At 47.1% G+C, this 22,165-nt stretch carries 17 protein-coding genes, 1 tRNA gene and 1 riboswitch; of the genes, 16 read left to right on the top strand and 2 right to left on the bottom strand.

Going from position 1 to position 22,165, the window contains the following annotated elements:
• The first annotated feature begins 165 nt into the window (after positions 1–165).
• The 6 genes from QP794_RS00550 to QP794_RS00525 all read left to right on the top strand — a co-directional run bounded on the left by QP794_RS00550 (position 166) and on the right by QP794_RS00525 (position 7,229).
• Entirely contained in the window at positions 166–1,860 is a 1,695-nt protein-coding gene (locus QP794_RS00550) for an RsmB/NOP family class I SAM-dependent RNA methyltransferase (RefSeq protein WP_285074489.1), read from the top strand.
• Complete coding sequence (locus QP794_RS00545) at positions 1,857–2,603, top strand: pseudouridine synthase (RefSeq protein ID WP_285074488.1); 747 nt, start codon at positions 1,857–1,859, stop codon at positions 2,601–2,603. Before QP794_RS00550 ends, QP794_RS00545 begins: the two co-directional genes overlap by 4 nt.
• A 504-nt stretch (positions 2,604–3,107) precedes the next feature.
• Positions 3,108–3,911 carry a Cof-type HAD-IIB family hydrolase gene (locus QP794_RS00540; RefSeq protein ID WP_285074487.1) on the top strand — a complete coding sequence of 268 codons (804 nt, stop codon included), beginning with the start codon at positions 3,108–3,110 and terminating at the stop codon, positions 3,909–3,911.
• A 99-nt stretch (positions 3,912–4,010) separates the two neighbouring features.
• Positions 4,011–5,066, top strand: a complete 1,056-nt coding sequence (locus QP794_RS00535) for a hypothetical protein (protein WP_285074486.1) — start codon at positions 4,011–4,013, stop codon at positions 5,064–5,066.
• Positions 5,067–5,167: 101 nt separating this feature from the next.
• Positions 5,168–5,722 carry a GNAT family N-acetyltransferase gene (locus tag QP794_RS00530; RefSeq protein WP_285074485.1) on the top strand — a complete coding sequence of 185 codons (555 nt, stop codon included), beginning with the start codon at positions 5,168–5,170 and terminating at the stop codon, positions 5,720–5,722.
• A 376-nt stretch (positions 5,723–6,098) separates the two neighbouring features.
• Positions 6,099–7,229: a glycosyltransferase family 4 protein gene (locus tag QP794_RS00525; RefSeq protein WP_285074484.1), complete on the top strand. Its 1,131-nt coding sequence runs from the start codon at positions 6,099–6,101 to the stop codon at positions 7,227–7,229.
• Positions 7,230–7,320: 91 nt separating this feature from the next.
• Here QP794_RS00525 and QP794_RS00520 read toward each other — a convergent pair whose 3' ends face one another.
• Positions 7,321–8,379: a YkvI family membrane protein gene (locus tag QP794_RS00520; RefSeq protein WP_285074483.1), complete on the bottom strand. Its 1,059-nt coding sequence runs from the start codon at positions 8,377–8,379 to the stop codon at positions 7,321–7,323.
• Between the two features lie 204 nt (positions 8,380–8,583).
• On the opposite strand from QP794_RS00520, the gene QP794_RS00515 reads away from it, so the two are divergent.
• The 4 genes from QP794_RS00515 to QP794_RS00500 all read left to right on the top strand — a co-directional run bounded on the left by QP794_RS00515 (position 8,584) and on the right by QP794_RS00500 (position 10,382).
• Positions 8,584–9,165, top strand: a complete 582-nt coding sequence (locus QP794_RS00515) for a xanthine phosphoribosyltransferase (protein ID WP_079347234.1) — start codon at positions 8,584–8,586, stop codon at positions 9,163–9,165.
• 98 nt (positions 9,166–9,263) lie between these two features.
• Positions 9,264–9,593 carry a hypothetical protein gene (locus tag QP794_RS00510; RefSeq protein WP_024629266.1) on the top strand — a complete coding sequence of 110 codons (330 nt, stop codon included), beginning with the start codon at positions 9,264–9,266 and terminating at the stop codon, positions 9,591–9,593.
• A gap of 124 nt (positions 9,594–9,717) precedes the next feature.
• Positions 9,718–9,936 (top strand): hypothetical protein, encoded by a 219-nt coding sequence (locus QP794_RS00505; RefSeq protein WP_024629267.1) that lies wholly within the window; start codon positions 9,718–9,720, stop codon positions 9,934–9,936.
• A 116-nt stretch (positions 9,937–10,052) separates the two neighbouring features.
• Positions 10,053–10,382 carry a carboxymuconolactone decarboxylase family protein gene (locus QP794_RS00500; protein ID WP_285074482.1) on the top strand — a complete coding sequence of 110 codons (330 nt, stop codon included), beginning with the start codon at positions 10,053–10,055 and terminating at the stop codon, positions 10,380–10,382.
• 95 nt (positions 10,383–10,477) lie between these two features.
• Here QP794_RS00500 and QP794_RS00495 read toward each other — a convergent pair whose 3' ends face one another.
• Positions 10,478–10,942 (bottom strand): C40 family peptidase, encoded by a 465-nt coding sequence (locus tag QP794_RS00495; RefSeq protein ID WP_024629269.1) that lies wholly within the window; start codon positions 10,940–10,942, stop codon positions 10,478–10,480.
• 5 nt (positions 10,943–10,947) lie between these two features.
• A riboswitch (cyclic di-AMP (ydaO/yuaA leader) is annotated at positions 10,948–11,079 on the bottom strand.
• A 305-nt stretch (positions 11,080–11,384) separates the two neighbouring features.
• Between QP794_RS00495 and QP794_RS00490 the strand changes: the two genes are divergently transcribed.
• The 6 genes from QP794_RS00490 (at position 11,385) to QP794_RS00465 (ending at position 22,145) form a co-directional block, all read left to right on the top strand.
• Positions 11,385–11,468 (top strand) — tRNA-Leu (locus tag QP794_RS00490).
• 331 nt (positions 11,469–11,799) lie between these two features.
• The gene (locus QP794_RS00485) at positions 11,800–15,693 is read left to right on the top strand and encodes an S-layer homology domain-containing protein (protein WP_285074481.1); all 3,894 of its coding nucleotides are present in this window, start codon (positions 11,800–11,802) and stop codon (positions 15,691–15,693) included.
• Positions 15,694–16,028: 335 nt separating this feature from the next.
• On the top strand, positions 16,029–18,275 hold the full coding sequence (locus tag QP794_RS00480) for a helix-turn-helix domain-containing protein (RefSeq protein ID WP_285074480.1): 2,247 nt from the start codon (positions 16,029–16,031) through the stop codon (positions 18,273–18,275).
• Positions 18,276–18,633: 358 nt separating this feature from the next.
• Positions 18,634–19,488: an ABC transporter permease gene (locus QP794_RS00475; RefSeq protein ID WP_024629272.1), complete on the top strand. Its 855-nt coding sequence runs from the start codon at positions 18,634–18,636 to the stop codon at positions 19,486–19,488.
• Positions 19,489–19,503: 15 nt separating this feature from the next.
• Positions 19,504–20,403 (top strand): carbohydrate ABC transporter permease, encoded by a 900-nt coding sequence (locus tag QP794_RS00470; RefSeq protein WP_024629273.1) that lies wholly within the window; start codon positions 19,504–19,506, stop codon positions 20,401–20,403.
• A 98-nt stretch (positions 20,404–20,501) separates the two neighbouring features.
• A complete protein-coding gene (locus tag QP794_RS00465) occupies positions 20,502–22,145 on the top strand; it encodes an extracellular solute-binding protein (protein WP_285074479.1) in 1,644 nt (547 codons plus the stop codon).
• Positions 22,146–22,165 lie beyond the last annotated feature (20 nt).

The raw sequence follows: 22,165 nt of genomic DNA, 5'->3' as shown, positions 1-22,165 counted from the left end.
GATAATATGCATAAACACCCGAATTTTTGCACATCAATCAATCTACTTGCCATTATACTACATTACACGCTGTAGTGGAATACGTATGAATCAATAGGAAAGCCATGCCCGGATATGATAACATAGAACTATATGCAATTTTAACAAGACAGGATGAGTGGGATTATGGCTGTACAGCTGCCTTCGATATTTGCCGAGCGAATGAAAAGCTTGTTAGACGATGAATTTGAACAATTTATGAAATCTTATGAGCAGTCGCCACATGCGGGGCTGAGAGTGAATACGCTGAAAATATCGTTGGAACAATTCAAGGAAATTGCTCCATTTGATATGCGACCCATTCCGTGGTGCGGAACGGGTTTTTATGTGCCTCACGGGGTTAAGCCGGGGTTACATCCTTATTATCATGCAGGCTTGTATTATATTCAGGAACCAAGCGCCATGGCTCCGGTTGAATTGTTGGATGTGCGGCCTGGGGAACGTGTGCTTGATTTGTGCGCGGCTCCTGGCGGGAAAACAACCCAAATCGCAGCCAAGCTTCAAGGGAAAGGTGTGCTCGTGACCAACGATATTAACGCGGAACGAACGAAGGCACTCGCCAAAAACGTGGAATTGTACGGGGTACGTAATGCCGTTGTACTGAACGAGTCACCTGAGCGAATTGCGAAGGCATTCCCTCATTATTTTGATAAAGTGTTAATCGATGCTCCTTGCTCCGGTGAAGGCATGTTCCGCAAAGATGAGGACATGGTGAAATCCTGGGAACATCATTCGGTAGAAAAATGTGTGCTGATGCAGCGGGATATTTTGGAGACGGCAGCCAGGCTGCTCGCTCCAGGAGGAACGATAGTATATTCCACATGTACTTTTGCACCAGAGGAAAATGAAGCGATGATTGCGGAGTTTCTGAACATCAATCCTGATTTTGTGGTGAATGACATCCCTGCTACTGCAGGATTTGCTCCAGGGCGCCCGGATTGGGTGCGTCAGATGCTGCCTGAGACAGCAGAAGAGACGGAATCTGTGCTGGACCAAACACGCGGCACTGCGAGGTTATGGCCTCATCTGTTGGAGGGGGAAGGACATTATGTTGCTGTATTGCAGCATCGTGCGCAATCTCTGGCCGAAGAAGATGCAGGTCGTGAAGCGAACAGTGAAGTCCAGACTGGACAGGCAGTGGATGGAGATTTCACGCATCCCGGTGAATCCGAGGACCGATCTATCCATGTATCCCCACCTCTTACGAAAGAAGAACGGAAACGGGAACGTCTTATGAGAACCGAATCCAGGGAGCGCAATGACAATGACAGGAGTTCACGTGGTGGCAGGGCTCAGGGAAAACCGGGTAAAGGAAACGAACGGGGTGGCCGCAAAAACGAACGGGTTCAGGGACGAGGAGCCGACCAGACGAGTGTCGATCCGGGAACGGTATATACTCAATTTGTACAAGAAAATCTGGAAATCGAGCTTGCTGGAGAAACGGTGTATTACGGCGATCGGGTGTATCAATCTTCTGTGGGTGCTGCTCGTCTGGAAGGGCTCAAGGTTATACGGCCAGGCTGGTTTATGGGTAACGTGAAGAATGGGCGATTTGTGCCCTCTCATCCGCTGGCATGTGCATTGCATACAACAGAGGCGCAGCGATTCATCAATCTATCATCCGCTAACGGAGAAGCCGTAAGGTACCTCAAGGGAGAGACGTTGAACATCGAAGAATCGCGTGTAGAACGCAAAGCAGATACGGCAGCCAAAGGTTATGTACTGGTATGTGTGGATGGTTTCGCTGCCGGCTGGGGGAAATGGCTGGATGGTGTACTGAAGAATGAATATCCGGCAGGCTGGAGGTGGACATCGGTATGAATGGAAAAGGCAAACAAACGCTGCGTCTGGATAAAATATTGAGCCATATGGGTGTGGGGTCACGAAGTGAACTCAAAAAGATGGTGAAGCAGGGCAGAATTCGTGTGGACGGTAAACCGGTGAAAGATAGCGGTGTGCAGGTCAATCCGGAAGTGAACGTGATTGAAGCTGACGGAGAGCGGATCATGTATCGGGAAATGATCTACCTGATGCTGCACAAACCACCTGGCGTGGTGTCGGCAACTGAAGATAATCGGGATAAAACGGTAATTGACCTGCTGCGTAAAGAAGATCGTGTCTTCGATCCGTTCCCGGTGGGACGACTGGACAAAGATACAGAGGGCCTTCTTATTCTAACGAATGACGGTCCACTTGCGCATGATTTGTTATCCCCCCGCAAACATGTACCCAAGACGTATGAAGCTCGTGTGCTGGGGAACGTTGATGAAGAAGATGTGCAACGATTCAAAGCCGGCATTCAGCTGGATGATGGATATGAGACTTTGCCTGCGGAATTGACTGTTCTTCATCGTGAGGAAACGGAAGAGGGCATATTCTCTTCCATTTCATTGATAATTCATGAAGGCAAGTTCCATCAGGTGAAAAGAATGTTCCAGGCTGTAGGCAAGCGCGTGGTATATTTGAAACGCGTAGCCATGGGTGACCTGGAGCTGGATGCCAATCTGGAAATTGGCAGCTATCGCGAGCTAACCGCAGAAGAATTAGACCTTCTGCGGAAGTAACAGCTCCCGCCCTTCGCGGAGCGGAGCAGGGAGCCGGGGTAGAGTGCGAAGCCCTGCCCACCGCGCCGAAGGCGCAACAGCTCCCGTCCTTCGCGGAGCGGAGCGGAGCAGGGAGCCTGGGCAGAAAGCGAAGCCCTGGCCACCGCGCCCAAGGCGCAACAGCTCCCGCCCTTCGCGGAGCGGAGCAGGGAGCTTGGGCAGATAGCGAAGCCCTGCCCATCGCGCCAAAGGCGCAACAGCTCCCGTCCTTCGCGAAGCGGAGCAGGGAGCCGGGCAGGGAGCGAAGCGCTGCCCGTAATGGTCCCGCTTAAGCTTGGGCGGGACCGCCGCTGTCAAGCGGAGGACCCGGCAACCAAGCGCTCCCACGTCAACCGTCACATAGCAAGATCCCACCCGCCGCCGGTTAACAAAGCGGGAGTCCAGAGGGCAGAGCCCTCTGGGGCCCTCCCTCGGAAGGGAGGGTTTGGGTGGGTGCGACTCTCTTACAGATAAGGAATGAAGACAATGACAATTAAATTAATCGCACTGGATGTCGATGGAACGCTGCTTAATGATCATCATGAACTTACCGAAATGACGCAAGAGACCTTAATTCGTGCTTCCCGTCAGGGAGCCGAGATTGTCCTGTGTTCAGGCAGAGGTCCGGCGAATACGATTCCGTTTATGGAGCAGATGGGACTTGACGGATATGTCATTACACATAATGGAGCGGTAACGGCACAGGTTGAGACTCGTGAAGTGGTGCACCATTTTGCCATGGATGGACAGGGACTGGAGCCTTTCATAACATACTGCCGAACGCAAGGTGTGCATTTTGATATCAACACGGCGTTTGGACTCTATGTGGATCAGCCGGAAGGTTTGGAGTTGCAGGTACGCGAGATGTATCAAAACTTCATGGCAGAGCCATTAAAGTTGCCACAGTGGGCGGATATGACAGAGCCACTTGCCAAATTCACTGCGTTTGGATCAATCGAGCAGATGAACGCGGTGCAACAGGAGTGGTCGACCTGGAATCTTCCTTATTATATGACGCGCAGCGGTGATTTTTTCATTGATCTGATGCATCCCGAAGCTTCCAAAGGTGCAGCTCTCAAAAGACTGGCTGAAGCCAAAGGAATCCTTCCTTCCGAGATCATGGCGGTAGGTAACTACTACAATGACATCACAATGCTGACCTTTGCAGGCAAAGGGATTGCGATGGACAATTCACCGGAGGAAGTTAAGGCTGCTGCGGATGAGATTACACTTTCAAACAACGATCAGGGTGTAGCTCACGCTATCCAAAAATATGTGTTGTCCGTCTAACAATGTGCTCTTAAATCGGATTTGACGCTTTATCTTATAAACTACCGCTCACAAGGGCATCCTAACAGAATAACGTTAGGAACTGAGGGGGACAGGTACATGGAACTGAAAATAGAGCTGATTCCTGATCTTCGCACATCAGGTGGCGAAGTTCAGGATATTATGGTGGACGGTCAATATGCAGGTTCGCTTCTGCTAGTGTTTAGGGAAGGGGATCGGGTATCCGGCAGCCTTCAAATGGAGCAGAATTCGTTACCTGACGAGTCAGAACAGGTTATTGTCGAGAAGGTGCACGAGTATATTCGTTCTCTTGCGGATGCGGTAAGTGCTGCTGAATATGAAGTACTTGTGAGCTGCGGTACACTGTATTCTGTGTTACAGAAGCCAGAATCCCATACGGATCTGCTAATTCAGTCGTCGCAGTCTGATGATACGTATTATCCCGATGGAAAGAACATTCGAGATGCTGTAAATGAAGTACATGTCATCCCCGGTTCACAAGCCGAATCATTTACATATGAAGACCCGGAACATATGCTGGAGATGGAAATGGTAAGCGCCGGACGCAGCATATCCACCTATGTATTTAATGACGCGAATGGACAGGAAGTGGCGGAAGCCTCTCTAAAACAATATGGTGCCGATGTACAGGGTGAGATACATTGGTATGATGACCCCGCAGAGAGTTATCAGGATGCCGCTGCTGAGCTGCTGGTACGAGAGCTGGATGAAGAAATAATCGACACCATTACAATTCGCATGTGGCATCAGGGACAGGAACTGGAATCCTTGGAATGGGTGCACCGGGATTTTGCGGATGAGGTAGAGATCGAGTATCCAGAAGATCTCGAAGAGATTGAAGCTGCTGAAGAAACCTGTTACGTCATGTTGGTGCGCAAAGATCGGGAATTTCGCATATATGAACTGTATCTGCAAGAACGCGGAGGATTACCTGTCGGCACAGCAACGATTGATACCTCATATGCCGATTTGTCAGGCTATATGGATTACGAGGTTCCTGGCACCAGTGCTCAGCGAAAGAGTCTGGTTGAAGTTCTGATGCGGGAGCTGGACAAAGAGCTTGAATTTGATACATTACATCTCACGATGTTATACCGGAATCAAATTATTGATGAAGCGAAGATAGATGGGTAAGAGGGACATCCTCTTACCTTTTTTGTTTTCTTTTTGACGAAAAAGTCATTTCCCGGTATAGTACCATTAGTTTTAGAGAGACCTGGAAGTGGAGGAGAATCATGGAGCACTATTTCAGTATCACAACAGACTACATTAATGATGAATTTAAAGCACTGCAGGCTCAGCCGGAAGACACGGAGGATGTGATGTCCCTGCTCATGGAAACAGCCGAATGGCTACGGAGCCAGGGATCTTCTCAGTGGAATGCGTTGTTAAAGGGTGAGGATTCCCATAATACGGCAGAGGCGATTCAGCGTGGGGACGTATTTGTATTTAAGAAGGGTTCTGACGTAGCTGGCATGGTAATTTTAATGAGCCAGCCAAGCGCATGGGATGTGCACTTATGGGGAAGCAAAGCGCATGCCGGGGATGGCGCACTTTATCTGCACCGATTAGCGATACGTAGAAAATATGCTCAGAGTGGTTTGGGACGGTCGATTTTGCAATGGTCCAGCAGCGGGATACAGTTTGAGGATAAACACATCGTCCGATTGGATTGCGGTGCGGATAACGCAACATTGAACGAATTCTATAAGCGTAATGGCTATACCTTTGTGGGAGAGACAGAAGGCTTTAGTACGTATGAAAAGGCGGTCACAGGCCTGTCTGTATAACCAGTATGCAATATATAAAATACATGTAATAAGCCGGGAGCAACCCACTGCTCACCGGCTTTCATTAGCATACCGACATATCGATAAAGAGGTTTAACTCTCCATTCATATATCCGCTTCTTAGCCGAGCATCTCCTGAATATGTTGTATATACGACTCAGAAGTAAGACTGTGCGCTAAAACCTAACAATATTCGTAATGTCGTCAGCGTCAGAACCAGCATGGTACAATCGATATTGAAATGAATTCTATTATTCAGCTATTGATGTCCGAGTGATAAGGAATCTCATTTTGTACCTTTACTGAACATATGTTCTGATATATCATGATGGAAGATCTACTGAAAAGACTTATGCTAGAAAGGGGGAAACTAACGGTGAGATTGCTGCAGGCGCTTTTCTTTCCTCCGGAGCAGCCCGGAGGTGTATCCTCTATGATTCCGTATATGCAAGAGAGGTTTACAACCCCGAGGTGGGAGATGGATCTGTTCTCGCTGCCTAAGCGAATTCGCAACAAGGGCAGAGAGGATATCCAGTTTGAGACGTTCGATTGGACCCAGTATCAGGATAGTCCTGTCGTTCAAAAATATATGCAAACCTACCGGGATTATTTGTGGTGGACCAAGCTGCGTATTCTGAAGCCTTACGATCTGATTCATGCCCATCACCCGATCGCGGGGCTTGCAATGAAGAAGGTTTTCCCGGATGTTCCCCTCATTCAAACGATTCACTCCAGTTATGAGCGAGAGCTAATCCTGAACGGCCGTATTGAGCCGGAAGGACCGGAGCATCAGTTTCTGCTGGCGATCTATGGTGAGCTGGAGTATCAAGCTGAGCGACTATTAACGGTATCGGATTCATTCCGTCGTTATCTGGCGCCTTATGTGCAGCATCCTGATGTCATCGGTGTGATTCCGAACGGTTTTGATGAGAAAAGGTTCAAGCCCATCCCCCATGAAAATGCCATACCACAACTGGTCACCGTATGTCGACTGGTTCCTGCGAAAGGGCTGGATATTCTGTTCAAAGCCTGTGCCGAGCTGAAAGCCCGGGGACATGACTACGTGCTTCATATTATTGGGGACGGACCGATTCGTCCCGATTTGGAAGAATTGGCCCAGCGGCTGGGTATTTATAATGAGACTATCTTTTATGGTTATACTCTGCATCCTGAGGAATTCATGCCATTTTTTGATATCTTTGTTCTTCCTTCACGGGCCGAGGCATTCGGGTCTGTTTTTGCTGAAGCAGCGCTTAGCTGTCTTGCCCTTGTAGGGACAGATGTGGGCGGCATACCAGAGCAGATCGAGAACGGGAGCAACGGCTTGCTGGTGCCCTCAGAAGATCCGTATGCATTGGCAGAAGCGTTGGAGCAGGTTATGGTTGACCCGGCGTACCGTTATGAGCTGGCTCGTTCGGCATGTGAGAAAGCCAAAACCCATTACTCTCTGGGCAGATCGGTCAATGAACTGAAAAAAATGTATTTGCAATTTCCGAGCCAGAATTAGGTTCTGGAGAGGGAAAAGAAAGAAGCCGCTGGGTTATCAGCGGCTTTTGTTATGTTAAGGGAAGAGATGTATTCAACCATATCGTTCATTGTTATAGATGTTTTTTGCGCCCGCGAAAGCTTCCCCATCGATCCATTATTAATTTTGCACCCCAGAACAGTGCCAAACTGCCGAAAATGGGGTAAAGGATAGAGAGCAGTGAACTGAATCCAAACTGGCTGAGCGAATAACATAAGAGCATGATAGCCAGGATGATCAGTTTGGGATGTACTCGGACATGCTGTCTGAGTTGGAGGGTCATTCCATAAATATCGGCTACAAACGTACTGAAGATTTCCATGAAAATCAGGGATACATAGATTGACTGGACGACCCATCCAAGTTGAAAGGCAATGCTGCCCATTGGAATTTCAAATTGCGTGATGCCAGGCATCTGGGCTGACATGGCAAAGTGAGCTGCCATAAGCATGAATCCTACACCAATCCCGCCTAGAACGCCGCCCCATTTCAGTACTTTTCGGCTGCGAATCTGATTCCCCACCGGAACGAGTACAGCTTGGGCAAGTGCCAGGTTGAATGAAGTATACAACAGAGGCGATAACCAGACCTGGATTGGATTGCTGTCAGTGGTTAAGGTAATAAATCGGTTTGCGCCGGGATGATGTATGGTGCTGGTGATCATAAGGAGGGAAAGCAGGAGCATCATGGGCACCACGATACTGTTCATTTGCAGGATGGCCTGAATGCCGCGTCCAAGCAGCAGATATGTACCGATAAGTGTAACAATTAGACCTGTCTGGTAATGGAGCCCCAGATGCTCTACAAAGACCGATCCGGCTCCGGCCAACATGACACTGTTTACTCCAATGAGAATCAGGAGAGTCACCCAGGTAATCCAATTTCCTGCTTTTTGACCGAATAGATGCTTGTTAAGATCCTCGTAAGAGCGAGAGCCGGTATCATGGGCAATTAGCATCATTTTTGTACCTAACCAGATAAAGAGTATGGTCGATAAGCCAATGGTAATGGTGGCCCATTTGCCATACTGGGTAAAAAACTGCAATATCTCCTGCCCTGTTGCAAAGCCGGCTCCTACTACCGTTCCAATGTATGTAAATGCGATCTGCAGCACCCGAAATGCCTGTTTCATGTGTTTCCCCTCTCAGGCCCCTGAATAGTTTGGACATGCGGGTGCCATGGTACAAGGTATGCTTGACCCATCAAAGTCATGACAATTGAAGTGCGGCATGGGGTCATTTACATGCTCTGGACAAGAGTAAAGGCAATTTCGCTTGAACTGTTAGCCGGATCTATGATACTTTTACGTCATAGGATAGGCTTGGGAGGTCAAATTATGGAAGTATTGAAACAACGGATTTTACAAGAAGGTGTAGTCATGTCAGATCAGGTGCTGAAGCTGGATGGTCTGCTGAATCACCAGATTGATCCTGCATTGACGATGGAAATGGGACGTGAATTTGCCGCTCGTTTCCGTGAAAGTGGTGTAACTCGGGTCATTACTGTGGAGTCTTCGGGAATTCCGGTGGCCTTTGCTGCCGCATATGAACTGGGTGTTCCGCTGGTATTCGCCCGTCGCAAAAAAACACTTTTGGCTGACCCCGATGCCTACTGTGAAAGAGTGCCTTCTTTTACCAAAGGAATCGTAACGGATATTATGGTATCCCGTGAATATATTCATGAGAATGATCGTATTTTGTTCATTGACGATATTATTGCCAATGGTGATGCTGCCCGCGGCGTTATTAAAATTATTGAACGTTCGGGTGCGGAGCTGGTTGGATTCGGTGTCGTGGTCGAAAAATGTTTTCAGGCTGGAGCGCGTACGATTCGTGAGCAGGGCATCCCGGTTGAAGCGTTGGTGCGCATTCGTTCATTGAACGACGGCACCGTGCAATTTGACGATAACGAAATGTGACTTTTTAAAGGAAAAAGTGCCTATTTTTATAACAATGCCTTTGCATGACCGCTGATTTCATTTATAATGGGGTTATGTTAGGGAGAGGAGGCAACACCATGGGTAACCAACCGGCAACAGAACAATTTTTTATTGATAAGCTGGCGGAATCGAAAGTACATTTTGAGCGTGCCCTGGATTGTAAACATACGGAATTCGATGACCTTTATCCCTATATGATTGAACATCCTCAATTTTTCTGGTACAAACGCTACGTTGCCTGGTCAGAATTGCTGACGATTGTAGGCTTGTGCGAAGAGTTGTCCTTCTCTTGGAAAGAACAATTTACACCGCATCAAGTGGAGTACCTTGAAGAACGTGTGATGTCCGCCAAAGTGCTTGATTTTTGGTTTGAGAAGAACGACAGCAAAGAGCACGCGCAGCGGTAACTTTCAGTCGGGACATACTTTCGAATGACATGACAGTCCAATACAGTCACGTGAGACCTAAATGACTTTTCATTTAGGTCTCTTTTTGTAAATAATTTTTATGGAGAAAGTAGGCGTCGAGAATATGATCAGTGATGCAGAATTGGATGCACTGCGTTTATCGGGTGAAAAAGTAAGGGTGATTCGGGACGAGATTCAGTCCAATGATGTGACAGGCATTGTCGTAGCCTGGGACGGGGAGCAGGTACTCATTCGCCGTCAGAATCGTCGTGTGGTCAAGCTTGATCGGAATTATCAGTACCAGTTGTTCAGCGAACCACGCAAGAGCCTGCTCGAAGAATAGGACATGCGTTTTAGGTTCATTTACCATGGATGTTTTGGCATAATTGCACCTCTCGGGAGAGAAGATAGGTACAGTGAGAGTTTGTAACATATCAGCCGAGAGGATGTGCGGTAACCATGACACTGATGAATGATAAGGTTCATGCCTATAAAGATCAGATGGGTGAATTAAGCGACGTGCTGCCTGCAGTGGTGAAGTCTTATCATGAGTTCACTGGAGAATGTTTTCAGGCAGGAGCGGTTGATGCCAAGACCAAACAGCTGATTGCCCTGGGCATTGGATTGTTTGCCAATAATGAGGTATGTACGTTCTACCATGTGGAAGAGGCACGTGCCAAAGGAGCGACCGATCAGGAGATTATGGAGACGGTGGCTGTGGCTGGAGCCGTAGGCGGAGGCCATGCGCTGTCTCAGGGTGCAATGAGAGTACAGAAGGCTTTACATTAACCTATATATTGCAGAACAATATTGTCCAGCTTTCTGTAGAAATATAGGGCAGACAAAGAAAAGGCTCCGGTGATAACCGAAGCCTTTTCGTGTTCTTATATTTTGCCCAGCATTTTGTTATACATAAACTGTCCTGTTACCCGGCGAGCTGTTACGTAACGATCATTAAAGTAAGGATTGGATAATTGAGTGATGCTTACACCCTTGCTACTTGAAGCGTGAGCGAACTGTCCGCCACCGATATATACACCTGTATGTGAAATGCCATTACCCATCGTATTAAAGAACACCAGGTCACCTGTACGCAGATTAGCTTTGGATACCGGCGTGCCAGCCTTGGCTTGCTGCTGCGAAGTGCGTGGCAATTCAATGCTGTATTTGTTGAAAATATATCTCATAAATCCCGAGCAATCAAACCCGGCGAGCGTAGTGCCACCCCATTTGTAAGGTATGCCTGTCATGTTGTTTACCACGGTGTTAATACTGCTTGCCTCAGTGCTTGTTGCCCCGGATGTAAATAGTACTGCTGCTCCAAAAATGGAGATGATAAGCTTTTTCAAAATTTGTGTTCTCCCTTCGATGCCTACGGAGTTAGCTAAGGGTTCGGTAGAAGGTTCCCTATATTTCCTATGTATAAGAATAATTCACCCAAAATGGTTCCCCCGTTTTCAAACATGAAACTCGGCAAATGAATAATTAAGTTTTTGTAACCTTTTGAAACTATATTGCATAAATGCGAAAATGTCAAACCTGTTTTAATGTTTTCTTAGCACCTCAATGTTAACGGAATTCTGACTTTTTATGTTGAAAAAACTCGAATGTTGGATTCTAATCGATGACAAAAAAGTAACTACTGTTTCAACGGGAGAGAAATTGGACAATGTATTGGTTATATTACATACATTGAAGTGGGAAATTATATTTTTTTGTTGACACTAATTACCTGCACATGATATATTATTTCTTGTCGCCGCGATATAATTTCTCGGAGATACGACATACGCGGTCGTGGCGGAATTGGCAGACGCGCACGGTTCAGGTCCGTGTGGGCTAACCCCCGTGGAGGTTCGAGTCCTCTCGACCGCATCATAATGTATCACGAAAAAGGTTCCTAGAATGGCATTGATGCCTTCAGGAGCCTTTTTTATTTGCTTACCGATTTTAGTCGTTGCTCGTCCTGATTGTTTGTTTATTTATCCAGTAATGGAAAAAGGTTCGTTATGCGACGATTTGCCCCTGTATTTCAGGTTAATTGTACGTAAAATACCGAATTGTACCTATTCCAGGGATCCCTCATCCACTATTCTCTTCTCGTATGGAAGCGCTATCAACAAGGATTTGAACGACCAAATTCAGAGGGGGTAGGGATAATTTGAAACGAATCGGAAAAAGGATGGCAATGTGTTTTATGGTATTCATGATTGCAGCAGTGCAGTTCGGAATGATCGGAACGACAGGCAATGTGGCACAAGCAGCAGATAAAAGTCTGGCCCAGAAGCCGTATATGGGCTGGAGCAGTTACAGCATGCAGGTATATGACGGGGCGGGTAACTGGACATCGGCCGAGAGCATTAAGAAGCAATCGGACGCCATGCGTGAGAAGCTGCAAGCTCATGGATATGAATACATTAATATTGATGCTGGCTGGAACGGTGACGAGGATGAATACGGCCGTCCGATCCCGAGTTCTGTTCTTTATCCGAACGGATTTCAGGAGGTTATTGATTATGTTCATAATAACGGACAGAAGATCGGGATCTATCTGATTCCGGGGTTATCAATTACTGCTTATAATAAAAATCTTGAGGTTTATGGGACGGGTGGAGCATGTCGTATGCAGGATATTGCGGTAAAGCCGCTCGTTGTAATGGATGCTTGGGATTCATACACTTACAAAATTGATTTTTCGAACCCTTGCTCACAGAAGTACATTGACTCCATCGTGGATCTTCTTGGTGAGTGGGGCATCAACTTTGTCAAATTCGACAGTGTGACTCCAGGGTCAGGCATCAATAACCTGAGCCGGGATGCACGCGGTGATGTGGAGGCATGGTCCAAAGCACTGGATAGAAATAACATCTGGTTTGAGCTTTCCTGGGCGCTTGACCACAACTACGTGGACGTCTGGAAAAAGTATGCAAATGGCTGGCGGATTGATTGGGATATTGAAGCCTACGATAGCAGTAAGGGGTTGACTGAATGGTCGAGTATTTCACGCTTATTCCCCATAGCGGCCATCTGGTGGCGTGATGCAGGGCCAGGGGGTTGGAATGATTTCGACTCCCTGAATATCGGGAATGGCTCTATGGATGGTCTGACCAAGGACGAGCGCCAGACTGCCATGACGTTCTGGTCCATCTCTTCAGCGCCCCTCTATACCGGAAATGACTTGACACGATTGGACAGCTATGGACTTCAATTACTTACTAATGATGAAGTCATTGCGGTCAATCAGGCCGGACGTCCAGGCCATCCGGTATCCATAGATACCAAGCAGCAGGTTTGGTATGCCAATAACGGAGATGGTACGTACAGCGTAGCTCTGTTCAATCTGGGCAATCGGAGTGCCGAAGTAAAAGTGAAATGGAGTGATCTTGGACTGGAAGGTCCAGCTTCAGTTCGTGACCTTTGGAGTCATTCCGAATTGGGAACTTTTAATACGGAATTCAGTGGCGGCGTGCTGGAACCCCATGCCTCCCGAATGCTTAAGGTAACCGCACTGAGCGGCACATCAGCCGTTAATGATGATGATACAGGCATGCACTATAGTGGGGATTGGAAGCGTAACGGAGGCAAGGAGCAAATCGATGGCAAACAGGATCTGAGCATCGCTATTTCGGATTCTTCGAACACTAGTCCAGCGAATATAAATACGCAGCAAGGATCTGACCTAGACGCTGGATCTGAACGTGCCGCGAATGCAGAAAATGAAATTGCAGCAAATGCTGCTGCCATGGATGCTGCTGCCGTGACCGATGTGGTTTACATTAATGATGATGACAACCATATTCAATATACGGGTTCATGGAGTCCAAACACCGGCAGAGGTTTTGGGGATTACAAAGATGATGTACATTTTACGGAAACAGACGGTGATTCTTTTGAATATACCTTTACTGGAACAGGCATTGACCTGCTGACGGAGAAAGATCAAGGGCTGGGAGAAATGATAGTCACACTCGATAATGGAACGCCTGAAACGGTTAGCTCTAATACGAGTGGTGAGCGAGAGGCCCAACAGGTGCTGTATAGTGCGGCCGGATTGGATAACGGTTTGCATACCTTGAAGGTAGTCAAAGGATCGGGCCGATATATGCTGCTGGATGCGCTTAGAGTAACAACGGAAATTGCCACAGGAGTACAGAACAGCACCATTAGTCCGGCTTTTGCCGACTTTGACAAGGCAACTGAACAACAGAAGGACATTGCTGTTACACTGTCATTGAACGGAAACACATTAACTGGCATTGAAAATGACGGAGCAATGCTCAGTGAAGACAACTACACGGTGGTCGATGATAAGTTGAACATCAAGAAAGAATATCTCACCCAATTGCCTGTAGGAACGAAAGACTTAAGCGTCACTTTCAGCGCTGGTGATCCGCAGACTCTTGTAGTTAAAGTCAGTGATACAACGGGCATTCGTTATGCACTCATCAATAATGACGATCCAGCCATTAAATACAATGGCTCTTGGTCCCGCAGCACGGGGAGAGGCATGGGTGACTATAAGGATGATGTACAATATACCGAGACAAACGGTGATTCCTTTGAGTATACCTTCCGAGGTACAGGGATCCAGTTGTTCACGGAGGTAGACCAGTCACAGGGGGATATGGATATCTATGTGGACGGTCAGTTCAAGGAAACGGTCAGTGCGTATCGCAACGGACGATTGGCACAGCAGAACCTGTACAGCATCTCGGGCCTTCCGGATGGACAGCACACACTGAAGGCCGTCAAGAAGTCGGGTAGGTTCATGCTACTTGATATGCTCAAGGTTGAGCTTCCGAATATGATTAATCCGGTGAATGCGAGCTTTGACAAATTAGCTTCCGCTCAGGCTGATATTGATGTAACGCTGCTGAAACAGGTGGAAAGCTTCAAGGGTGTTACCAACGGCTCTAATGAATTGATTCGGGGCACTGATTACACATTGAATGGAGAGCACGTTACACTGAGCAAAACATATCTAGCTGCCCAGCCCGTGGGAACGTTGAATCTCAGTTTTTCCTTCGGCGGTGATTATCTCAATGACGTACATTCTACGACGGCGAATGGAGATTTCTTCGAATACACCTTCAAAGGGACCGGAATAAGCTTGATTACACCTACTGGACCCGAGCAGGGAGAAGTGGATATTTATGTCGACGGACAACTGAAGCAAACTGTGAACGTATATAGTCCAAGTCGGCAAATGATGCAGGAGATTTACAGCATTTCGGGTCTGACAAAAGGCCAGCATACACTCAAAGTTGTTAAGAAATCCGGTGATCTCATGCTGGCCGACCAACTGAAATTTGCTGTCCCTACCGGAAATGGAGAACCAACAAATCCGTCGAATCCAGGTGGGCCATCCAATCCGGGTGCACCATCCAATCCAGGCGGACCATCGACTCCAGTCGTCCAGCCTTCAGATACTTCTGTGCCATCACCAACTCCGGAATCTGGCACACCAGAGGCGGGACCAAGTACTGGCAATGGTCAGGATATTCAGTATAAGGCCTATATTCAAGGATATCCGGGTGGTTTGTTCAAGCCGGATAACAAGCTCACCCGTGCAGAGATGGCAACCATACTGGCAATGGTATCTGAGAAAGAAGCCACAGGACCTGCTATTTCATTCAGTGATGTTAAGTCTGAATATTGGGGAGCTGACGCCATTGCCAAGGTAAGCAAACTGGGGCTGATGAATGGTTACAAGGATGGTACGTTTAAGCCAAATCAGTCCATAACTCGCGCGGAGCTGGCCAGTCTTGTTGCCCTTCTTGGTCCGGATGCCGGAACTCCAGGCAGTGGATTCTCTGATATCAGCAGTCACTGGGCCAAGGAAGCCATTTTGAAAGCGCAAAGTGCAGGCATCCTGAAAGGCTATAGTGATGGAACTTTCCGACCAAATGCCGTACTGACAAGAGCGGAAGCAGTTGTTGCCATCAATCGAGCTATAGGCAGAGCACCACTCACGAACATTTCGCAGCCGCAGTGGAAAGATGTTCCTTCCACACACTGGGCTCTTGGCGATATTGAAGCAGCATCGGCCGATCAGGTTGTAACCCCCCGGACAGAGGACGAAGAAGCAAAGAAGAAATGAAGTGAAACAAGGATTGGGGGCCATCATGGCCCCTTTTTTCTGAATGATAAGAAGTTTTGGGAGGGCAGGCTTGTCGTACCGGAAAATGCGCTATTGAAGTCACGCATCATCTCAAACCAAAGAGCTTCGGAAATGTTAAAAAAAGCAATGATAATCTACTTTTATCGTTGCCTTTTATTCATTCCCGAATGAAACACGATGGAGAAATGAGATAAAACAATTGACTAAGCAGCAAAATGTTATTATCTTTGATAACGCTACCAATACCTCAAGGAGGGGGAGGAGGGTTACCCATTAAATATTCCAATCTTTTTCGTAAATTTTTAATTTCATACGTGATCATTTTGGTTATACCCAGCATTGGCGGTTATATGTCTTATCTGACTTCCATCTCCGTAACACAGTCCATTTCCATTGAGAATAGTGTTACCCAACTTCAGAAAAGCCAGGAAATACTGGAGGGCCGCATGGCGGAAGTGGAGGGTTTCACCCGGCAGCTTGCGGTCAATCAGGAATTGAACGTTCTCATGAATGAAAGGGACAACGAAACCAACGTATATGGGATCTGGAGAACGATGGAGAATGTGTTGACCTTTGGACAGACCAACGATTTTCTGCAAAATTATTATATTTATCTTGCGAATTACAATCTAATTTTGACCCCGGGCTCTTCGTACAGACCGAATCACTATTACACGGATTTCCGTTATAACGATCTTTCGTTGGAAGAATGGATGAAGGACGTGTTGGGGAAGACCCACCGGAGTGAAATTAAACCGCTCAGTTCCTATGTCAGCAGGGGAAAGCAGACCTCGGTAATCACATATATGCAGTCATTGCCTCTGGACAGCTTTAATGATTCTTCACCGGCTGTTGCCGTTGTAATCATTGACGAGAAGATGATTCTCAATCTGTTGTCCAGCCTGAATGACCGATACGGTGGCTGGGTTCATATCAGCGATAGGGAGGGCAATACCATTGCGCTGCAGGGGAGCTCCGAGCCCGAGATGGTGAAAATGGCTTCCGACTCTCATTTTGACCCAAGTAGAGTCAGCCAGTTCTATGGGGATGATCTCGTAATCACTACAAGATCCGATAAGAACGGATGGGTATACCAGGCAGGCATTCCCCGTCATGTCCTGATGGAGAATGCAAACAGGATCAAGGGGATGACGCTACTGATTACCGGCGGCACACTGCTCATCGGACTGATGGTTGGACTCGTGCTGGCCTATCGCAACAGTATGCCAATCAATCGACTGTTAAGTGTAATGAAAGAGCAGTTTGGGAAAGATGAATCGGCTCCCAAAAATGAATTTGATTTTTTGAGTGGAAATATTGCGGATATGCTGACCAAGAACAAGCTGCTCGAATCCGAATTGAATCGCCAGCTCCCACTGGTCAGAGATGCCTTTCTGAAGCGGTTGATCTCCGGTGAATTCAAATCACGGGATGAGATTCTTTCCGCCGCCGAACAGGCAGATATTAATTTGTATCCAGGCACGGGGTATGCCGGAATTGTTCAGATTAAGGGGTATGCCAGTATGGATAGCGTTGAGATCCTGAATGAACTGAATGCCTCCCGCCTACTGTTGAAGCAGGCATTGGCTGAACTGGGCGTAGATGTCCTGATGACGGATATGGGCTCGGATAAAGTGGTCATCCTGTTCTTTTCCAAGGAAACCGACCCCCAAATGGATCGTGAAAAGGAAGATATCACGCATACCATGGAGAATCTGGCACAGTATGTGTTCAATGAATACAGGATCACCATCCAGTCTGGATTCGGCAATCTATTTACATCGTTGACAGAGGTCAGTCTTTCCTTTGATCAGGCCAATCAAGCGCTGGAATATGCAGTCTACATGAACAAAAAAGGCATGATGTGGAACAACGAAACCCAAACCGAAAACACAACTTATTATTATCCACTGGATTCGGAGCAGCGACTGATTGGCACGATCCGTGCAGGAGAACTTGAAGAGGCCAAACGGATTGTCGAAGCAATAGTTGAGCAGAACATGGAGCAGCGTGAACTGTCCATGGAAATGAAGCATCAACTTGTTGGAGAAATGAAGGGGACTTTTCTCAAGCTGCTGGATCAAAAGGCGTTTACGGAATACACCTCCATCGAGAATGTGAAACGACGGGTTATTGATATTGGTTCCTCGGAGCCGCTCGAAACGATAAAGGCTGAGTTTTATGAAATCATGGAAGAACTGTGCTCCGTTATTGCGAACAAAAAGAAGGATGCCCATATTCAAATCATTAAACAGATCAAGGAATATACTGCGAAAATGTATTCCGATACAGAGCTGACTCTGTATCGGGTTGCAGAGCATGTGGAGCGGCCCGAGAAATACATTTCTCAATTATTCAAAGAGTTTACGGGTGTCAATTTCTCTGACCATCTTATCAAAGTCCGAATGGATCAGGCCGTAATTTTGTTAAAAGAGAGCAATTATACGGTGGACGAGATTGCGTCACGGGTAGGTTACAATAGTTCTCACTCATTTAGAAGGGCCTTCAAGCGATTGAACGGCATTTCGCCCAGCGTATTTAGACAATCGGTTGATGATTAAATAAATTCAGGACCCTAAGGCTGTGTTGTCCGTGTTCCGGACAATGCGGTCTTTTTTTTTGCGAATATGCCTCCATAATGGAAAAATGGCTGTCGTGCTGCGGATTTGTGCCCCCAAAAGCGGGATAACTGTACGTTAAACGGCGGAGGTGTACCTGTTTATGGGACGTCAAAATCGACTATGATCAGATCTAAGAAAGCGCTACCAAAAATAGCGCATCACAGACAGCTGGTAAGGGGGGATTGTTCTGGAGAAGGAAATCGTATTGAATCACAAGACATCAACACAGCCAAAGGGACCTGGTTTTCTGACCAATGCCCGCAAAAGAATGATGAAGCACTGGCAGTTACATCTGCTGGTGATTCCGCCCTTGCTATTTTTTCTCATCTTCAAGTATTATCCGATGATCAATGCGGTTCTTGCCTTTAAGGACTATAACGTCATCAAGGGAATATGGGGAAGTGATTGGGTTGGTTTTCAAAACTTTCGTCTGTTCTTTGAGAACCCATTATTCTGGACCCTTGTAAAGAACACCATTTTGCTGAGCGGTTATTTAGTGCTGGCCGGATTTCCAATTCCGATTGTGCTCGCACTCATGATTAACGAGGTACGCGGAGCCAAGTTCAAGAAGTTCGTCCAGCTTGTATCCTTTGCTCCCTATTTCATCTCAACGGTCGTAATGGTGTCCATGATTATGCTGTTTCTGGCACCGCGGCTTGGTTTTGTAAACATCGCCATGAATTTCTTTGGACTGGATTCCGTGAATTTTCTAGGTGAGCCTGGCATGTTCCGTTCGATCTATGTCTGGTCCGACATTTGGCAGACTGCGGGCTATAGTGCGGTTATATATTTGGCAGCACTTGCGGGAATTGATCCCACATTGTACGAAGCGGCCAAAGTGGATGGAGCCTCGCGTTTTCAAAAAATCCGTCACGTGGATCTGCCAGGGCTTGTGCCAACCATTGTCATCATTCTGATTCTGAATGTCGGGAATGTGATGGCAATTGGTTTCGAGAAAGTCTATCTGCTACAGAATCCGCTCAATCTGGCCAATTCTGAAATCATTGCAACCTATGTATATCGCGTCGGTTTATTGAATGCCAACTATAGCTTTGCGACTGCGGTGGGGCTGTTCAACTCACTGATCAATCTGGTCTTACTGGTTACGGTTAATGGTTTGGCAAAGAGAGTTACTAAGAATAGCATTTGGTAGGAAAGGAGTTCACCTATGGCTGCAACCGTTCAAACAAAGATTAAAGAGTCCGCTGCGGACAAAACGTTCCTGGTTACTATCTATATTTTGCTCAGTATCGTGGCGCTGGTGGTCATTTATCCGCTGATCTTTATCGTCAGCAGCTCCATCAGCAGCCCGGCAGCAGTAACTTCCGGTCGTGTATGGCTCTGGCCCGTAGATATTTCCTTCAACGGCTACAAGGCATTATTCAACACGCCTGAAATTCTAATCGGCTATGGTAACTCCATTTTCTATACGGTCGCGGGTACGCTGATCAGCGTAGCGCTGACCATCATGATCGCCTATCCATTGTCGCGTAAAACCTTTTTCGGCAGGAACACCCTGATGATGATCATCACCTTCACCATGATTTTCAGTGGCGGGCTGATCCCCACCTATATGGTGGTAAAGCAGCTACATCTGATTGACACCCGTTGGGCGCTGCTGATTCCAAACGCAATCTGGGTATGGCAGGTGATTATTGCCCGCTCGTTCTTTCAATCCTCTATTCCCGGGGAGCTTCTGGAAGCCAGCGAAATTGATGGGTGCAGTGATATGCGGTTCATTTGGAGCGTTGTACTTCCATTATCGAAGCCGATCATCGCCGTGTTGGTTCTCATGTATGCTGTGGGGCAGTGGAATGCGTACTTTGATGCCTTAATCTATCTCAAATCGGCAGATCTGTTCCCGCTGCAACTCATCTTGCGAAGTATCATCATTCAAAACAACGGTTCGGGCGCCATGGACGTGGCGAAAATGGTGGAAAGACAGCAACTTACCGAACTGTTAAAATATTCGTTAATTGTGGTCGCCACTTTGCCTGTACTCGTCATCTATCCATTTGTACAGCGTCATTTTGTACAGGGGATGCTGGTCGGTTCCGTTAAGGGTTGATCTTTGGTTTTGGTGTATGGAGAATAAAAGATATAGAGCGTTCATACGCAAGGGTTCATCGTTTCAAACTGGTAAACTACAAAAGGGAGTGATCAGATTTGAAGAAAAGTATGGTAACGCTAATGATGCTGGTAATGGCATTCACAGTTGTCATGAGCGGGTGTTCCAATGGCAGCTCATCCACTGCACAGTCGGGGAGCTCAGAAGAGGGCGGCAAGGTGAATATCAGCGTGTTCGCGGTTCAGGACTCTAGCATTGATATTCCGACCAATAAATTCACTGCATTTGTGGAAGACAAATTTAATATCAAATTCAATTGGGAGATTAATCCTTCGGACGGGGCCAAGGAAAAGCGGCAAATCTCACTGGCAAGCGGCGACTATCCTGATGCCTATCTGCTTACCCACTATATAGACCAGTTCTCTCAGGCTGATCTTCTGAAGTATGGCAAGCAGGGGGTGCTCGTTCCTTTGAATGATCTAATTGATCAGTATGCGCCCAACATCAAAGCGGCCATGGAGAAGAACCCTAATTTGAAAACGCTTAACACAGCACCTGATGGCAATATCTATGGACTGGTTGCGTATACGGAATGTTTCCACTGCTCCTACCCGAGCAAGATGTGGATGAATACCGAATGGCTCAAAAAGCTGAATCTGGAAATGCCAAAGACTACCGAAGAATTCAAAAACGTGCTGCAAGCATTCAAAACACAGGACCCGAACGGAAACGGCAAAGCAGATGAGGTGCCGCTGAGTGGTTCCATAGAGGAGTTCGGCGTACGGATTATTCCGTTCCTGATGAACGCATTTGTCTATGATGATGACAGAAACTACCTGCAAATGGAAAATGGGAAAGTTCAATCGGCGGCCATTACACCAGAATGGAAGGAAGGATTGACTTACATCAAGTCCCTCTTTGATGCAGGTCTGATTGACCCTGGTGCATTCACACAAAACGCAGAAGCTTTCAAAAAAATCGGTGAAAATGCCGATGCAGAAATTCTGGGTGCTGGTGCAGCCATGCATCCCGCGATCTTCGTAAACATTGATGAAGGCAATACTCGCTCGGCGCACTATAACCCGCTGCCACCGATTTCTGGACCCCAGGGTGTGTCCTACGCGACGCATGATGCGGGCGGTGTATCACCGGGAGCGAAGTTTGTAATTACGAACAAGGCCAGTGAAGAAGCGCAAATTGCCCTGATCAAAATGGTTGACTACATGTTCACTTCAGAAGGTCAAACAAACGGTGCAAGCGGCATGAAGGGAATTGACTGGACTGATCCGGTGGATGGCGATGTGGCATTGGGGAAAGACGTTAAACCTGTAGTAAAACAAATTCCGATGGCTGAAGGTGAAGCACCGCGCAATGCAGGTTGGAGTGGTATGGCTCACTTCTATATGCCCAAAGAATATCGCGATACTTTCGTTCAGGGCACAGATATTTATGCATCCAATGGTTATGAGAGAAGATTATATGACGCATCGCTGTTGTATGAAGGGCATGAACCCAAAGAGCTGTTCCCTATCTGGTCCGTCTGGATTGATCCAAACGAAATTGACGAAGCCAGCTTGCTGCAAACCAACATCAGAAACTATATCGAGCAAAATGAATTGCAATTTATCACAGGTAACAAGGATCTGAATAAGGACTGGGACGCTTATGTTAAAGGTCTGCAGAATCTGAAGCTTGACCGTTATTTGGAAATTTTGCAAAAGGCCTATGATGTGACCCAGTAATCAAGATACAAATCGAAATC

Source organism: Paenibacillus sp. UMB7766-LJ446, assembly GCF_030226665.1.
GTDB lineage: Bacteria > Bacillota > Bacilli > Paenibacillales > Paenibacillaceae > Paenibacillus > Paenibacillus vandeheii.
Note: the sequence above shows the minus strand (reverse complement) of the source record. Positions and strands in the feature narration are given on the sequence as shown.

What these genes read in the sequence shown, in the direction of transcription:
- QP794_RS00505 (WP_024629267.1), top strand. Translation starts at nt 9,718, where the DNA reads ATGATCAGTGATGCAGAATTGGATGCACTGCGTTTATCGGGTGAAAAA.
- QP794_RS00500 (WP_285074482.1), top strand. Translation starts at nt 10,053, where the DNA reads ATGACACTGATGAATGATAAGGTTCATGCCTATAAAGATCAGATGGGT.
- QP794_RS00470 (WP_024629273.1), top strand. Translation starts at nt 19,504, where the DNA reads ATGGCTGCAACCGTTCAAACAAAGATTAAAGAGTCCGCTGCGGACAAA.
- QP794_RS00530 (WP_285074485.1), top strand. Translation starts at nt 5,168, where the DNA reads ATGGAGCACTATTTCAGTATCACAACAGACTACATTAATGATGAATTT.
- QP794_RS00540 (WP_285074487.1), top strand. Translation starts at nt 3,108, where the DNA reads ATGACAATTAAATTAATCGCACTGGATGTCGATGGAACGCTGCTTAAT.
- QP794_RS00485 (WP_285074481.1), top strand. Translation starts at nt 11,800, where the DNA reads ATGATTGCAGCAGTGCAGTTCGGAATGATCGGAACGACAGGCAATGTG.
- QP794_RS00550 (WP_285074489.1), top strand. Translation starts at nt 166, where the DNA reads ATGGCTGTACAGCTGCCTTCGATATTTGCCGAGCGAATGAAAAGCTTG.
- QP794_RS00545 (WP_285074488.1), top strand. Translation starts at nt 1,857, where the DNA reads ATGAATGGAAAAGGCAAACAAACGCTGCGTCTGGATAAAATATTGAGC.
- QP794_RS00515 (WP_079347234.1), top strand. Translation starts at nt 8,584, where the DNA reads ATGGAAGTATTGAAACAACGGATTTTACAAGAAGGTGTAGTCATGTCA.
- QP794_RS00520 (WP_285074483.1), bottom strand. Translation starts at nt 8,379, where the DNA reads ATGAAACAGGCATTTCGGGTGCTGCAGATCGCATTTACATACATTGGA.
- QP794_RS00535 (WP_285074486.1), top strand. Translation starts at nt 4,011, where the DNA reads ATGGAACTGAAAATAGAGCTGATTCCTGATCTTCGCACATCAGGTGGC.
- QP794_RS00510 (WP_024629266.1), top strand. Translation starts at nt 9,264, where the DNA reads ATGGGTAACCAACCGGCAACAGAACAATTTTTTATTGATAAGCTGGCG.